The organism is Enterococcus wangshanyuanii, from assembly GCF_002197645.1.
Classification (GTDB): Bacteria; Bacillota; Bacilli; order Lactobacillales; family Enterococcaceae; genus Enterococcus_L; species Enterococcus_L wangshanyuanii.
The window spans coordinates 1796280-1813121 of record NZ_CP021874.1; the positions used below are offsets into that span (position 1 = coordinate 1796280).

Consider the following 16842-nt stretch of genomic DNA (forward strand, 5'->3'; position numbering starts at 1 on the left):
TCCTTTTTTTCGTTATGATCAGTATAGCTGAATCAAAAAAAGAAGGACAACTTTTTCAAGTCGTCCTTACTCTTTTTTTAATTAACCATTATATGCATCAATGATGATTTGTTTCAATTCGCTGATCAATGGTTCTTTTGGATTTGCTGTTGTACATTGGTCTTCGTATGCTAATTCAGCCATGTGATCGACAGTAGAATCAAGAATTTCTTGTGTTACACCTTGTGCTTTAAGATTCATGTCGATTCCGACTGCTACACCTAAATCGTATACAGCTTTAGCTAATGCATCAACTAACTCAGCAGTATTTTTACCTTTAAGACCTAAGAACTTCGCGATATCAGCGTAGTCTGTGTCTGCACGGAAGTAGTCATATTTAGGGAACATTGCATGTTTTGAAGGATCTTTGGCATTGTAACGGATGATATGCGGTAATAAAATCGCATTTGTACGTCCGTGAGGAATACCATATTCTCCACCAATTTTATGTGCTACAGAGTGACAAATTCCCAAGAATGCATTGGCAAATGCCATACCAGCCATTGTAGAAGCATTATGCATTTTTTCACGAGATTCTGCATCTGGGCGTTTCACAGAATTTTCTAAGTGATCGAAAACTAGCTTGATCGCTTGTAAACTTAATCCGCGTGTATAATCAGAAGCCATAACTGAAACATAAGATTCGATCGCATGTGTCAATACATCCATACCAGTATCTGCTGTAACAGAAGCTGGAACTGACATAACAAATTGAGGATCGACGATCGCTACATCTGGTGTCAATGCGTAATCAGCTAATGGGTATTTTACATGTGTTTCGCTATCTGTGATAACCGCAAATGGTGTCACTTCTGAACCCGTACCTGATGTTGTTGGAATACATACGAACTGTGTTTTAACTGGTTTGTCGATTTTGTACGTACGTTTACGGATATCCAAGAATTTTTGTTTTGCACCAAAGAATTCTGTATCTGGGTGCTCATAGAACATCCACATTCCTTTAGCCGCGTCCATTGCAGATCCGCCACCCAACGCAATAATCGTATCAGGCTCAAAATCAACCATCACTTTTGTTCCAGCGTAAACTGTATTTGTTGATGGGTTTGGTTCTACAGCTGAGAAAACTTCGATTTGAACATCATTTTTACGTTTTTGTAATTCTTTACGAACAGTATCAGCGTAACCGAATTGAACCATTCCTGGATCACAAACGATCATAACACGTTCAACGTTTTCCATTTTTTGTAGATATTGTAATGAATTTTTTTCAAAGAAAATTTTTGGTGGTAATTTAAACCATTGCATATTATTTCTCCGTTTCGCTACAGTTTTGACGTTGATCAAGTTGACAGCAGATACGTTTTTAGAGACAGAGTTTTTACCATATGATCCGCAGCCTAATGTCAATGATGGAATCATTTCGTTGTAGATATTTCCGATTCCGCCTTCAGCAGATGGAGAGTTTACCAAGATACGGCAAGCTTTCATGCGTAAACCGAATTTCACTTGTAAGTCTTCGTCTTCTGTATGGATCACAGCAGTATGTCCTAATCCGCCTAATTCAAGCATTGCTTCACATAAGTCAAAGGCGTGATCTGTATTTTTCGCTTTCATCATTGCAAGGACTGGTGATAATTTCTCACGAGAAAGTGGGTACTCAGCACCTGCTCCTTCGATTTCTGCAACTAAGATTTTTGTTCCTTTTGGTACTTTGATACCTGCTAAATCAGCAATATGTTCAGCAGAGTAACCAACGATTGCAGGATTAACTGCATATTTTCCTTCGTTCATTACTGCATCTTCAAGTTTTTGTAATTCATTTGGTTTTACGAAGTACACTTGGTGTGCTTCAAATTCAGCTTTAACAGCTGCATAAATCTCTTTATCTACGATCACAGCTTGTTCAGAAGCACAAATCATTCCATTATCGAATGATTTTGAAACGATCAAGTCGTTTACAGCACGTTTGATTTTAGCTGATTTTTCAATATAAGAAGGAACGTTACCAGGACCTACTCCTAATGCTGGTTTACCAGTTGAGTAAGCTGATTTCACCATACCTGCACCACCAGTGGCTAAAACGATGGCGATTCCCGGATGGTTCATCAAACCAGAAGTTGCTTCTAATGATGGTTGTTCGATCCATTGTACACAGTTTTCAGGAGCACCTGCTTTGATTGCAGCATCACGAACGATACGTGCTGCTTCTGCAGAACATTTTTGTGCGCTTGGGTGGAATGCAAAAACGATTGGGTTACGTGTTTTAAGTGCGATCAAGGCTTTAAAAATTGTTGTTGATGTTGGATTTGTTGTTGGTGTTACTCCGCAAACCACACCGACAGGCTCAGCAATTTCGATCAAACCAGTTTGGTCATCTTTATTGATCACACCAACTGTTTTATCATGCTTGATGCTGTTCCAGATATATTCAGAGGCATACATATTTTTGATTGCTTTATCTTCATAAATTCCGCGTCCAGTTTCTTCAACAGCCATTTTTGCTAGTGGCATATGTTGATCTAAAGCAGCCATTGCCATTTGATGCACAATATGGTCAACCTTCGCTTGATCAAAATCTTCCATTTCTTTTAAAGCAACATTTGCTTTTTTCGCTAACTCATCGATCATTGCTGCTACATCAGTTGTTTGAGTCTCTTCTTTCTTGGTTGTTTTAGCCATTTTAAAATCCTCCTGAAAAATGAATCATGTATTTTTGTTTGTTAACCATTTCACATACATATCATACAACAATATTTTTTTCTTGTAAATAGTTTTTTGTGATTTTTTTCACATTTGTTTGAAAATTTAAAAACAGACTTTTTTCAAATTAATAAAAAAAGTCTGTTCATTACTTTCTTTTCTACTATAAACTAAAAATAATCTACCATATTACTTAGTTTTAGTTGCAGCTTTCTTATAAAACTTTTGAAATTCAGCATAACGTTTTTTGGTTGCCCTGTCTCCGATACCCAAGCGACTATAAACTTCCTGCAAGACTTCTAACCCTAATTCATTTTTAATCACTAAGTAATAACAACAATAAAAGAAAATGCCTCTGTCAGCAATTGAATCTGAGTCTATTAAAGAAAGAATCATCATTTCTTTTGATTTATTTAAAAGATACTTTAATTGATCAATTGTATTAATATCTAAATAATTTAACGCATCAACTATATCATCGATATCAGCCGAAGTAGAATAATACTTTGTTTTCAATCCAAGTTTCTTTTCTAAATAATCAACATGCTGTGTAAAAAAATCAGAGTCCATCAGTTTCTTTATAGATATTCTATCAATATTTATATTTTGATCTTGTCCAGTAATAAGAGACCCTTTAACAGCTTCTTGATAAGAGTCTAGTTTATTTCTAATACTAAGAAATTCTTTATCTGCAAGCTCTAGAAGACTTGACAGCCTTGAAAAATCTCTGCGAATTTCTTTTGGAATCCCGACACTTGATTTATAGCCAAGATCATGTTCAATTTCTGCCCAAGTATGTTGTAGGATACTTCTAATTTGGATTTCAAACTTACAATCGGAAAAAGAAGTATATTCGCTTAAACATTGTCTTTCTTCAGATAAAGATACAATATAATGTAAAGATAAATAGCCAAATCTATCTGGTTCTATCGCTTTTCTCTTATCAATTGAATTACCTTGATCTACAAGAAACTCTCTTTCAATAATATCAGCAATTTTATCTACATCATCACTATAAAATGTGCATATACGAATACCACAAATATCCGTTATATCTTCTAGTTTATTGTATTTATAAGACCGCTTGTCTTCACTAGACAACACTGTTTGCTTTTTCTCTATTTTTTTCTCTAAGCTTTGTTTTTCTTTCACTCTAGATTGTATGGAACTAATTTTTATATTGTCATTTTGTATCAAAATCATAAGTAAATTTTCAACTTGTTTAGCAAATGATTCATAAACTTTATGCTTTTTATCATATTCCTTTAAAATTTCTGTTTTTTTGTCATCAAGTTCCCGCATATACTTGACCTCCGTATACGTTAATGTAATCAGTCATCAACTAATTTTTTTCGCACTTTTATTCCCATATAACTCTTATGAACTGTCAGCTAGGTAAAGAATATTCCTTTAAAAAAAAATTCATTAGATTCATAATATAATAAACTCTTTATATACTTTATCACATTAAGACATTTATTTTAACCAAAATTTAAATATCGTGTTCATTATTTTTAATAAAAATAAAAAGATCTCCAAACGTTAAATCGTTAGACCTAACATTTGGAGATTTATTTACTAATTTAAAATAAGTCCTTCAAATCCTGCCAGTCATTGATCGTCAATCGGCTGGTTTGTGCAACCAACTGCTGATAATCAAAAAATTCATTTGGCTTAATATGTAAAATGTCTTCTCGACAGGCTTGAATCGATGATGGTGCTGCCTTTTTCCAACGATAAGAAACAAGATAATGCATCAATTCTTTTTCATCGACCGAGGAATAACCAAGCTTTCGAAAAGATTCGCAGGTTGTTTTTAATTCTTTTTTCACCAAAAAACGCTGGCGCCAAGATAACTTTTCGATGACGCATCCCTTCTTTCTAAAGAATCAACTATGTAATAAACTGAATTTTGTTAAGGCGATCTCTATTAGAAAGAAAAAATTCCAGCAAGCTGGAATTATTCTTTCGTTTCGTCGTTGTCAGAAGTTTCAATTGTTGTTGGTTCTTCCACAATTGTTTCTTCTTTTGTTTCAACAACTGTTACATCGCTATCGTTTGTTACAGTCGTACCTGGTTTTACAGTTTTGATCGCTGCACGATCAAATTCTAAAACGATTCCTTCACAATCGATCAAGACCGTTTTCTTTACACTGTCAAACTCAGAAATCACTCCATGTAACCCGCCGATCGTGACTACTTCATCGCCCACTTTCATTGCGTCTAAAAGTGTTTGACGTTCATTTTGTTGCTTCTTTTGCGAACGTGTCATGAAAAACATCATTCCTGCTAAAAGAATTAATGGTAAAATAAACGAAAGTCCTCCGCCCATTCTTATTCACCTCTCTATCATATAATCACTAGTTTACTGTAACAAAACTTCGTTTACAACACCAGTCTTTTGATTAAATTATTAGAAACTTTTTGCATTCTCTTTATTGAATCCGTATTCCTCAAAAAAGGCTTCACGAAATTCGAGTAGATTGTCATCCATGATTGCTTGACGCACTTGTTTCATCACATTCAATAAGAAGTATAAATTATGATAAGACGTCAAACGGATACCGAAAGTTTCATCTGCTTTGATCAAGTGTCGAATATACGCACGCGTATAATTTTTACATGTATAACAATCACATTTTTCATCCAACGGACGAAAATCTCTGGCATACTGGGCATTTTTAACGACTAAGCGGCCTTTTGATGTCATACAAGTCCCGTTTCTGGCAATTCTGGTCGGCAATACGCAGTCAAACATATCAATTCCACGAATCACACCGTCGATCAATGAATCGGCAGTTCCGACACCCATCAAATATCTTGGCTTATTATCTGGTATCAATGGTGTTGTGAAATCAAGCACACGATTCATTTCTGCCTTTGGTTCTCCAACAGATAACCCACCAATAGAATAGCCTGGAAAATCCATACTAACTAAGTCTTTTGCACTTTGACGACGTAAGTCTTCAAAGCCAGCTCCTTGAATGATCCCAAATAATCCTTGACGATCAGGATTCGCATGAGCTTTTAGGCCTCGTTCTGCCCAGCGTGAGGTCCGTTCGATCGATTTTTTCACATAATCGTAACTTTCATCAAATGGTGGACATTCATCAAAGCTCATCATGATATCAGAGCCTAAATTATTTTGGATGTTGATGGCTTTTTCCGGAGATAGGAATAATTTCGATCCATTTAAATGGTGTCTGAAATGAACTCCTTCTTCAGTGATTTTACGCATATCACTTAATGAGAATACCTGAAAACCACCTGAATCCGTTAAAATCGGTTGATCCCAATTCATAAATTTATGTAAGCCGCCAGCTTCTGCGATCAAATCATCGCCAGGGCGAAGCCATAAATGATAGGTATTACTTAAAATTACCCCTGCACCCATTTCCTTTAAATCTTCCGGGGACATTGTTTTTACTGTCGCTAACGTTCCTACTGGCATAAACATCGGTGTTGGAAAAGTTCCATGCGGAGTGATCAATTCACCTAAGCGGGCACCTGTATGTTTTTCTTTCTTGATTAAACGATAACGAATGGCTGGTTCCGTCATTCATTTCCCTACTTTCTTTTGTAAATTCACGCTTTCCTCATCATACTTTTTTTTTTGCGTCTTTGCAAGGTTTTACAGGCTTTCTTTAGGATATCCTTAGACAACCAAAAGAGCTTTGAACAGACCTTAATAAGTGATGTTCAAAACTCCTTTTCATTATCAAAAATAACTATGATTATAAAATAGTTTACTCCGTACTTGAGATGGATGGTTCAGCATCAAACCATTTAGTTTTGATTCATTGCTGCCTCCAACTTTATCATGGCATTTTTCACTACATCTGGAGTAATTTTTTCTTTCATATAATGAATCGTTTCATGCGGCTCAGCAGCGCGTTCTGCAACTTGTTGATACTCTTCTTCTGTTAAAGTCATATTCATCTCTTTCAATGAAATCGGTAATTGTAACTCATGATAAAATGGAATCAACTTTTCGATTTCAGTCCATTTATCCTCGATCACCAACTGAACAAACACGCCATAAGCAACCTTATTTCCGTGCAATTGTTTGTGACTTTCTGGTAAAATCGTCAATGCATCATGAATCGAATGTGCACCTGCCGTCCGACCATAATCATCACCAAAACCGCCGACCATTCCACCTAACAAAATATTGGTTTCAACAACATTTAAAAAAGCTTGATTGATTTCTTGCTTCCGCATCGCTTCAAGAGCTTCATGACTATTGGCCAATAACACTTCACGACATTTTTGCGCTGCAAAAGCTGCCACCTGTATCTCTATTGATTGGACAGATAACTGCGAAATCATTGCATCTGCTTCATACCATTTAGCAACTGTATCACCAATTCCTGCGACCATCAATTCAACTGGTGAATTCAAAATGACTTTCGGTTCGATCAAAACCAGTGCATTGCTTTTGGCAAATACGTCATAACGGACCATTGAACCTGCTTGATCATAAATAACACTCAAAGGTGTATATGCCGCACAGGTTGCAGCTAACGTTGGTAAAATCAATACTGGTGTTTGACATTGATTTGCTACTGATTTACCTAGATCAGCAATTTTTCCGCCGCCTACTGCAATAATTCCCTCTAAATCCTTTTGTTTAAATTGAGCCGTTAGCTCAGCTGTTTTTTCATCAGTACATTCTCCGCCATAATACACAAAAAATGTATCAATATGCATTAATTCCGGAAAATATTCTTTCGCTGCCTCCCATGAATCTTTCCCATGCAGTACCATGACACGTTTGATATTTCTTCTATTTAAATGGGATTCTAAATCATTCCACGCCCCAACTCGGCATTCGTATTCTTGCGGTGCTCCTCTTACTATCAATGACTGATTCATTCTTCTCGACCTTCCATTTTTTCTTGATTTTTATGCAAAAGCGAACTTTTCTACATTCTTTGAATAAATCCACTTTTCCTTTCCCTTAATCTATGATATGATAATTCACATCCGAAAACAATAAATTTTTATACATTTATCCGATTTTTTCAGTATATTTATCGAAAACGCTCGAATATTTGCTTCAAAGGGTGACTTGCTTTCACTAATTCTATTATAAAGGAGATAAACAAATGAAACGATGTAAAAAAGTTTTGGCACTTATCATACCCGCTCTACTGGTATTATTAACTATTCTTCCCGTCGGCACAGCCTTTGCTGAAGAAAAAGATCCTGTCTATGACAGTATTATGAAACGAGGAGAATTGATCGTTGGTCTCTCCGCCGATTATGCTCCGTATGAATTTCATGCTGATGTTGACGGCAAAGACCAAATCGTCGGGTTTGATATTTCTATCGCTCAAAAAATCGCTGATGATCTAGGCGTAAAATTAAAAATAGAAGAACTAGGTTTTGATGCCTTATTAGGTGCCTTGAAAACTGGAAAGATCGATTTGATCATCTCAGGTATGGCGCCAACGCCTGAACGTTTGAAAGAAGTTAATTTTTCTCATCCTTATATGACCGTTCAACAAAAAGTCGTTGTTAGAAAAGATGATAAAGACAGATTTCAATCGACAAATGATTTTGACGGTGTGAAAGTCGGCGTTCAAAAACAAACGACACAAGAAGAACTAGCAAAAACAGAACTAATTGGTTCTGTGCCGACTTCTTTACAAAAAGTTCCTGACATCATCATGAACTTGAAAAATAAAAAAGTAGAGGCCGCTGTATTAGAAGGGCCTGTAGCAGAAGCTTATGTTGATCGAGATACTAATTTGACCTTTGCAGATGTCACATTTGAACAAGGAGAAAAAGACGCCGCAGTTGCGATTCCCAAAAATGCACCTGTTTTAGAGCAAAAAGTCAATGCTTCGATTCAAACGATCAACGACAATAACTTGTTGGAAGGCTATAAAAAAGAAGCTGGAAAATTAATGTTTACAGATGATGAAAGCTTTCTTGGAAAATATGGTAAATTTTATATCAGCGGTGCTGGCTATACGATTTTCCTAGCCTTTATGGGTGTTTTATTCGGGGCTATCTTAGGTGGTCTACTTGCTTTAATGAAATTGTCAAAATCAAAAATTTTACGCGGTATCGCGATCGCTTACATTGAATATGTTCGTGGTACACCGCTATTAGTTCAAATTTTTATCGTTTATTTCGGTACAGGTGTCTTAGGATTAGATTTATCGAAAATCGCAGCTGGCTGTATTGCCCTAGCTTTAAACAGTGGTGCTTATGTCGCTGAAATCGTTCGTGCCGGAATCAATGCTGTGAATAAAGGTCAGCTAGAAGCCGCTCGTTCATTGGGTATGAATCAACCACAAGCGATGCGTTATATCATATTGCCTCAAGCAATCAAAAATATCTTACCTGCACTTGGAAATGAATTTGTGACAGTTATCAAAGAATCTTCCGTTGTTTCTGTTATCGGTGTTTCTGAATTGATCTTCCAAGCTGGGAATGTACAAGGAGCCAGCTTCAAGCCATTCTTACCATATCTTGTTGTATCATTGATTTACTTTGTGTTGACCTTTACTATTTCCCGCCTATTAGGTGTTGCTGAAAGGAGAATGAGTACTAGTGATTAATATTAAAAATTTACACAAAACCTTTGGAAAAAACGAAGTCTTAAAGGGGATCGACTTAGATGTCAAAGCAGGAGAAGTTGTCGTGATCATCGGTCCATCTGGTAGTGGAAAAAGTACCTTTCTTCGTTGTTTAAATTTACTAGAACAACCGACAGACGGCATTATTGAGTTTGAAGGAAAAAATTTGCTGGATAAGGATACGGACATCGATACCTTACGACAAAAAATGGGCATGGTTTTCCAAAATTTTAACTTGTTCCCACACAAAACAGTCTTAGATAATCTAACGATCAGTCCAATAAAAGTTAAAAAGGAAACACCTGCCGCAGCAAAAGAGAAAGCCCTCGCTTTATTAGATCAAGTCGGCTTAAAAGATAAAAGCGACAGTTACCCTTCAAGCCTATCGGGTGGACAACAGCAACGTGTAGCAATTGCTCGAGCCTTAGCGATGAATCCCGATGTGATGCTGTTCGATGAACCAACATCTGCACTTGATCCTGAAATGGTCGGCGAAGTGTTATCTGTAATGAAGGCTTTAGCTGTCGAAGGAATGACGATGGTCGTCGTAACCCATGAAATGGGCTTTGCTCGTGAGGTTGCAGATCGAGTGATCTTCATGGATGCTGGCATTGTTCAAGAAGAAGGAACACCTGAAGAAATATTTGGACAACCTAAAAATCCAAGAACGCAAGACTTTTTAAGAAAAGTACTATAATAAAACAGAGGGCTGAGCAAATTTACAACAATTTGCTTCGCCCTCTTTAAAAATCAACAAAATAAGAATAGAATAAACGAAGAACGTACAAAGGTAACTGGAGGAAAAATATGGATATTTCAAACATTGCACAACGTCATCAAAAACCCGCTGAAAACATTTTAATGGATATCGCTACATTAGCAAAACAAGTACCGGATTTACTGGATCTATCAATCGGTGATCCTGATTTGATCACTGACGAAACGATCATCAACGCAGCTTTTACCGATGCTAAAAATGGTCATACAAAGTATACTGCTTCTGGCGGCAGTCAGGAGTTTCTTGATACCGTCGCAGCCTTTTATCAAAAGCAGTACGGTCTGTCTTTTGAAACAACACAAATCCGCGCCACAGTGGGGGCTTTACATGGGATGTATTTAACCCTGCAAGTATTATTGGACCCTGATGATGAGGTAATTATTCATGAACCTTATTTCTCACCTTATAAAGATCAAGTACTTTTCGCTGGCGGCACCCCCGTCTTCATTCCGACTTACGAAGAGGATGGATTTCAAATCAATATCGATGTCTTAAAAGCAGCAATCACAGACAAAACAAAAGCAATCATCATCAATTCTCCAAATAATCCAACAGGCGCTGTTTTTTCATCCGAAACATTTAAGGCGATTGCAGATCTTGCTATTGAACATAATTTTTATATTCTTTCGGATGAAGTCTACGAAGCTTTTTGTTTTTATGATGATTTTGTGCCGATGGCTGCCTTTGCTCCCGAAAACACGATTACATTCAGCAGCTTCTCAAAAGCCTTTGCTATGACAGGCTGGCGGATTGGTTACATGATCGCACCAGATTATATTAATGATGCAGCAAAACTAATTAACGAAAGCATCACGTATTCGGCTCCAAGTCCCTCACAGCAAGCAGGGATTTATGCTCTTATCCATTCTGAAGAATTAGTTCCTAAAGTAGTCACTGTATTTAAAGAGCGTCTGGAATATTTGGAACAACGAATCGCCCAAATTCCTTTTCTCTCTTTACATCCTGTAAAAGGTAGCATGTATGCATTTATCAATATTTCTAAAACAGGATTAACATCTGTTCCTTTTGTTGAAAAAGTGTTGAAAGAAACCAACGTCCTGATGATACCGGGAAAAGCTTTCGGTGAAACAACTGGTGATGCATATGTACGTTTGGCAGCTACTCAGGATATAAGTGTTTTAAAAGAGGCTTTTGACCGAATAGAAAAAATGTCCTTTTAATTAAAAAGAGTTGTCCTTTTTCCAAAACATGATGAAAAAGGACAATTCTTTTTTGATTTTTATTCACTATCTGATAATGCATTATAGAGTATGATCATTGTCGTAGCAATACATACTACAACTTGGATCAATAGATTATCTGAAAAATTTTCAGTTAATTTGATCGTCGTAATTGCTAAAAAGAAACAGGTAACAAAAATCAGCGCTAACTTCATTCGTTTAACCTCTTGCTGAATTCGAAAAACAGTTTCAACAGGAATTCCTTTTTCTTTTGCGATTGCTCTGATTTTTTGCTTATTGACGAGTAACCAAAAGATTTCTTGATAGAGTGTTTTGCCTTCAGACTTTCTGCTAAACACAGTATAATTTTCTCTGTTTTTCTTATTTTCTCGATTCATTTTAACACTAATTAGTCTTGGGTGTAATAAACGATCATTTCTGGCGACCCAATAAAGTACCTGCTGCCATTCTTGCAATGTCAGTTCCGGTGATGTCAAAACAATCAGCTCAACCTGTAATCTCTCTAACTCGCTGAACAACTCAAGTAATATCTGGTAATCTCTTGACAGCACCTCTAAGGAGGATATAACCAAGCTATCTTCTGATTCTGAATAATTCAGTAATCGTTGAAGCTCGCTATCAGCTTGCCATAGCCGCTCATAGCTTTGATCCGTATCCGAAAAAATTTCATCTACTTCGTATTTCTCTAAGATATCATATTGTTGCTCTACTTTATGCCCATGAACATAACCTAATTTCATCTTCTTTACTTCCTCTGATCACTTCTTTTTCGTAACTTAGATCGTCTCTTCTTTTTTGGTACAAACTCGTGAGACAGCTGCTCAAGCTTATCCGTCAATTCCGTATTTTTTTGAATAATATACACAAGCAGTAAACTGTGAATAAAAATGACGATTGCCGATGCCATTAATAGTATATACATACGCATCCTCCTGAAATTGAGGTGAAAAGTGATGGTCAAGCTTTTTCTGTAGCTATTTGATTTGAATTTCTCCTAATTTATTTAGTTGATGATCCCAATTATAAGGAACAGGGGAACGCTTTTGATCGATAGAAGGTTCTATATAAATAGTCACCCAATACTCAGCAATTTCAGTAATATCCAAATGAAGCTTGTCTTTTACCCGCATTCCACTATCATGAGGATTATTATCTTTTGTGACTGTATAGCCACTGTATGAATAATATTCAGGTATCGCTACTGTTACAGACACCTGATGATGTGTTGACTGCTTTGCAATAACCATACTTGTATAAGCTACTTGTTCCTGATCTGCTCCGGAATCAACAGTGACATTAAATAAATTACTTCTTTTATCTATGCGTCCGTTATCTAGCTGTAAATATCCTTTTTTCGGTATAATAATTTCTTCCTGACTTGCTAGCACAACTTGTCTAAGATTTAATTGAATCAATTTACTGTAATAATAAGTGACTGTCGTATTTTGGCTAACATTATCAATCAAAACAGTTGTCTTATCTGTGCTTGGTACAGCTTCTGCATGGTCGATCTGATAGCTATCTACTGCGTAACCATTCAAATTTTTGAACCTCTGAGTATAGCTATTCCCCTTCACTATATCCTTATACGTTTCTGTTTGAATCTCGTTTCCTTCTGTATCTAAGTACCTTTCAGTGACTCTAGACAATGGGATAAGATCTTTAAACGGGATCGTCTTGACTCCACTGACATTATTTGCACGGTCAACAGTAACAATATGTAGATATTTATCATAATCAGTTAAACCGTCAATCCCGCTGATTGTTCCCTTTGTATTATATGTGACCAAGTTTGCATCTTTTAAGGGATCATAGTCTATTGCATTTTTATCTGTTGTTCCTTGCGGTGCTACATAAATGTCATAACGATCAGAAGCAATCCGACCAAATTCGTCTTTGTAGCCTGTCACGGTAGTGTTTAAATTGGACGCTGCAGAATTATCGATCGTATAAAAATAACCCGCGATATTACTAGTGATCGTTTCTTTCACTACATCGGATTTTTTCAATCCATTCTCTCTTGTATCTGCTTCTACGTACCATTGATATTCTTTTCCTATATCTGTACTATCGATTTCTATAGTAAAATTCTCTATGCTAGTATTTGGCATTGGCGTAGCCGTTGCTAGTTTTGGGGCACGATCATCCTTTACTGTATAATCTTGTGCCGTTGTTTCTAATGAAACCTGAGCTAAATTATACAAGGTATTTGCAATGATCTTGCGCTCATCCATCGTCGATTGACCGTTACTATGTCCTGTTTGAATCATCCCCAGGTTGTTGTTCGTAGCTAAATAAAATGTTGCATCAGCGCTACCATCTCCAGGCTTATTCCAGTTATATGGCTCTTGAAATTCCAGCCATTTGATCGTACTGGATCCAGGTAAAATCCCTTGTCCCCATGTATGTGTCAAAGGTATTGTTAAGGCTAAATCATTTTGCAGCTCAAATGGATACTTCATCAAGTAACCGTTGTTGTTGATTTTTACAGATGTACTGCCAAGCTGAAAAGATGACGCTTGTAATTTAAATCCTAACTGGCTAGCAAAACTATTAAAATTAGTATGACCTCGATCATTCGGTGTGATCGTATCATGACCAAATAATACACCTCTACCGCTATCGATATATGCTTGTGTTGCATTTTTTGCTGCAACTGAAATATCTACATGATTGTTATAATCCCATGAACCAAACATGATAACATCGTATATATAATCCCCTTTAGCATTTTTTAAATGGCTATCAGGATCCAACCCAAAAACTGATTGTGCGGCATAGCTTACTTGTATCAATCTATCCCCTTTTGAATTTTTTAACTCTAAACTATCCATCCATGTTTTTAGATTTCGCGCATCTACTGTATCTGGATAAATATTTAAAACCTTGATCGTTTTTCCATAATTCATAGAACGAGCATTCCAAGTGACACCATCTTCTGATTGGAACAACTGATAACCCGACTGCTTTAATCCATCAACAGCGCCCCACTCCAAAGAAGAATAACTCTTTTTCTCATTTCCATCCCAACGATTTTCGGCTTTTAAATAAAACTCACCTTTATTGATGATTGTAAAAGCCCCTAAATTACCTTGACTTACAAACAGATACCCTCCAACAACAAAAACAAGCAACAATATAAACCACCATTTTACCTTAACTTTCTGACTCAACCTCTGCTTTCTTTTTTTCATTTTCTCTCCTTTTTATCACTACTTATCAAATCAATGATTTCTCCATTAAAAACACTCATTTCATAAGTGCTGAGTATAAAGGCAAGCATGGAATACGCATCCCATGTGCCTATTTTTATTCTGCTTTAACCGCTAGCTGTTTGTCGATCTTCAACAATTCCTCCTCGATCGGCATTTCTCCTTGCCACCAAGCATCACGATAGGAATATTTATTACAATTGATTGCTTCCACCTTCACCAATAAGTTAAACTTTGCCTCATGATATTCAGGTCCCAGGCCAGTTTTTAACGTTACTTGCGTAAATAGATCCTTCGCTGCATTACTTACTCCAGGCTTTAAAATGTCCAAATAATAATAGTAGCCATCTTCCCCTAATCGCCACTGAGCAGTATTTACATCCAGCAATACCTCATCTCCGATTTTAGATGATAAGAGCCTTGTGACACCAGCTTTTTCTAAACTAATTTCCGGTTGTAACAAAACACGAACAAATTGATCAAGTGTTCCTGTATTGATAATATCAACTTTCTTGTCCACTGCTTGATTCGGTAAAATCGTTGTCGGTTCAGTGAACACTTCATCGATTTTTGTTTCCAAGTTGCCAATCTGAAAACGATTTACTTTTTCTTCTTGCATCGTCATCGCAGCATAGACAGTAATACCGCCCATTACTAAACACAAAATAAAAAACGGTAATAGCCCAACAAAATAAATCGTTTGTTTTTGTTCTTTCATAAGACCTCCTAATGTACCTTCTCATGGTACATAGCTTCAACGTAGGAACCCGCAGGAAGCTTCCAATCCTCCAATAAAGATTTCGTACTGTCATGGCTATCCATAATAGGAATCAGCTGATAAAATGAACCTTTATATTTATTCGGCAAATTCTTATCCAAACTCACCGCTTGGATCAATTCTTTTGTTTTTTCATTTGGTTTTAGGATCTCTGAATAGTAGAAATATCCTTCTGAATAGTACCAATAGTATTTTTTCTCTTTGTCGGGCTGATTGTCCTTATCAAAAATATCCGGATCATTGAAGTTGATCGTCAAATACCTCAGACCTTCTGCTGGTCGTTTCCCTTTGTAGACATATGCTGTGTTTGGTTTCGACTTATCGCCTTTGTAAACTTCTGATGCAGTATAATATTGACTCGGCTTAAGCTTATACGTATGACCTTTTTCCCATGTATCGGCATCTTCCATAGATATGTCTGCTCCACTTGATAAAGTACTGATTTTTAATCCACCATTTCCTGTACCATCAGTCATATCTAATTCAAAATGAGCAAGAAATTCATAAAGAGACACTCTGACAAATGCAGGAAGCTGCCCGTCATTTTTGATAAGTAATCGTTTTTCAGTTACTGTACCTGGGATCCATTGCAAATTGGGGGTAAATAATTCATCGATCACAACCGAAAATTGTTTGCTATTCGGCTTATTTCGATTGATCTTGTCATCGCTATAAGTAATCCAAGAATAGGTGCTTCCTACGATAAGCAGTAAGCTTAACACGACAGAAAATAGCCCCCACAACAATTTATGTGCGTGAATAATTTTTAAGACCCGTTTTCCTTTTTTCATTTGCAGCCCCCTTTTACGATTCTCTTTCACTCTGTTCTTCTCTATGCTTCTTCCATAGCAAAATACTGATCAATACCAATAGTAACCCTGCTAAAATCTTATAAATCAAATTTCTGATTTCTTCTCCTGTCAGAGGAAATATCCCCTTGGACCGCTCTTTTTCTTTAGATATTGGTTCCTTACTTATGGAAGTCGACTCTTCTTGTTGGTTTTTTGTTGCAACAAACGTCCAGTGATAAAGTAATTGACTTTCTTCTTTAAAATCGGCTGCTGTAAAATTTTTGTCGACATCAAAACGGGCAATTAAAATTTGGTCGGTACCATATTCACATGTTCCGATGATCAATGGTTGAACTGTCCAGTCAAATTCTCCATTACCTAATAACGGACCCTGATATAAAACCTTATTTTCTAAGGTCAAAGTCAAGGTAATCAGCTGATTAAAATCGACAAGTCCCTTCGATGAGTCCGGCGTAACTAAAATTCCCAGTTCAAACGGCTCCTGAATGTCTAAACCGCGAATCGTAATTATTTTTTCATAACTTTCTCCCGGCAGAACATTTGGCAAATCGACATAATATTCGCCTTCCGAAGAAGCAGATATCCCTGTCTCATCGCCAATGATCAATCCTGGAGGAAGGGTTTGACTTGCAACAACTAAAAGCGTTCCGCTAGTAAAAGTGATTATAATGCTTACGAAGCTATATAAAAACAACATCGGCAGACGTTTTTGTACCAGTGATTGCAGCATTATTTTTCCCCTTCCTATTTTTTGTCCTTTTTAAGAAAAG

General features: G+C 36.6%; 15 protein-coding genes. 3 read left to right on the forward strand and 12 right to left on the reverse strand.

All coding sequences use genetic code 11. The annotated features are described in order from the left end of the window. Positions 1-81 precede the first annotated feature (81 nt). The 6 genes from adhE to CC204_RS08790 form a co-directional block, all read right to left on the reverse strand. On the reverse strand, positions 82-2679 hold the full coding sequence (gene adhE / locus CC204_RS08765; protein WP_088269841.1) for a bifunctional acetaldehyde-CoA/alcohol dehydrogenase: 2598 nt from the start codon (positions 2677-2679) through the stop codon (positions 82-84). Positions 2680-2889: 210 nt separating this feature from the next. Next, entirely contained in the window at positions 2890-4002 is a 1113-nt protein-coding gene (locus CC204_RS08770; RefSeq protein ID WP_088269842.1) for a GTP pyrophosphokinase, read from the reverse strand. A gap of 281 nt (positions 4003-4283) precedes the next feature. Further along, positions 4284-4532 carry a post-transcriptional regulator gene (locus CC204_RS08775; protein WP_229677504.1) on the reverse strand — a complete coding sequence of 83 codons (249 nt, stop codon included), beginning with the start codon at positions 4530-4532 and terminating at the stop codon, positions 4284-4286. A 128-nt stretch (positions 4533-4660) separates the two neighbouring features. Further along, complete coding sequence (gene yajC / locus CC204_RS08780) at positions 4661-5032, reverse strand: preprotein translocase subunit YajC (RefSeq protein WP_088269844.1); 372 nt, start codon at positions 5030-5032, stop codon at positions 4661-4663. Positions 5033-5113: 81 nt separating this feature from the next. After that, positions 5114-6259, reverse strand: coding sequence for a tRNA guanosine(34) transglycosylase Tgt (tgt, locus tag CC204_RS08785; RefSeq protein WP_088269845.1), 1146 nt, complete (start codon positions 6257-6259; stop codon positions 5114-5116). Positions 6260-6486: 227 nt separating this feature from the next. Continuing rightward, positions 6487-7575, reverse strand: a complete 1089-nt coding sequence (locus CC204_RS08790) for an iron-containing alcohol dehydrogenase family protein (RefSeq protein WP_088269846.1) — start codon at positions 7573-7575, stop codon at positions 6487-6489. Between the two features lie 233 nt (positions 7576-7808). Here CC204_RS08790 and CC204_RS08795 point away from each other — a divergent pair, with 233 nt between their 5' ends. From CC204_RS08795 to CC204_RS08805, 3 genes are all read left to right on the forward strand, one after another. Continuing rightward, entirely contained in the window at positions 7809-9272 is a 1464-nt protein-coding gene (locus CC204_RS08795; protein WP_088269847.1) for an ABC transporter substrate-binding protein/permease, read from the forward strand. Next, a complete protein-coding gene (locus tag CC204_RS08800; protein ID WP_088269848.1) occupies positions 9265-9987 on the forward strand; it encodes an amino acid ABC transporter ATP-binding protein in 723 nt (240 codons plus the stop codon). The genes CC204_RS08795 and CC204_RS08800 overlap by 8 nt, the downstream gene beginning before the upstream one ends. Before the next feature lie 110 nt (positions 9988-10097). Continuing rightward, positions 10098-11249: a pyridoxal phosphate-dependent aminotransferase gene (locus CC204_RS08805; RefSeq protein WP_088269849.1), complete on the forward strand. Its 1152-nt coding sequence runs from the start codon at positions 10098-10100 to the stop codon at positions 11247-11249. A gap of 59 nt (positions 11250-11308) precedes the next feature. Here the strand turns inward: CC204_RS08805 and CC204_RS08810 are convergent, their stop codons facing one another. From CC204_RS08810 to CC204_RS08830, 6 genes are all read right to left on the reverse strand, one after another. Further along, positions 11309-12010 (reverse strand): recombinase family protein, encoded by a 702-nt coding sequence (locus tag CC204_RS08810; RefSeq protein WP_088269850.1) that lies wholly within the window; start codon positions 12008-12010, stop codon positions 11309-11311. A 5-nt stretch (positions 12011-12015) separates the two neighbouring features. Next, positions 12016-12192 (reverse strand): hypothetical protein, encoded by a 177-nt coding sequence (locus CC204_RS21155; protein ID WP_157894264.1) that lies wholly within the window; start codon positions 12190-12192, stop codon positions 12016-12018. Between the two features lie 52 nt (positions 12193-12244). After that, positions 12245-14464: a MucBP domain-containing protein gene (locus CC204_RS08815; protein WP_088269851.1), complete on the reverse strand. Its 2220-nt coding sequence runs from the start codon at positions 14462-14464 to the stop codon at positions 12245-12247. 115 nt (positions 14465-14579) lie between these two features. Continuing rightward, on the reverse strand, positions 14580-15200 hold the full coding sequence (locus tag CC204_RS08820; RefSeq protein WP_088269852.1) for a hypothetical protein: 621 nt from the start codon (positions 15198-15200) through the stop codon (positions 14580-14582). An 8-nt stretch (positions 15201-15208) separates the two neighbouring features. Beyond that, positions 15209-16051, reverse strand: coding sequence for a BsaA family SipW-dependent biofilm matrix protein (locus CC204_RS08825; protein WP_088269853.1), 843 nt, complete (start codon positions 16049-16051; stop codon positions 15209-15211). A gap of 13 nt (positions 16052-16064) precedes the next feature. Beyond that, a complete protein-coding gene (locus tag CC204_RS08830; protein WP_088269854.1) occupies positions 16065-16802 on the reverse strand; it encodes a cell wall protein in 738 nt (245 codons plus the stop codon). Between the last annotated feature and the right edge of the window lie 40 nt (positions 16803-16842).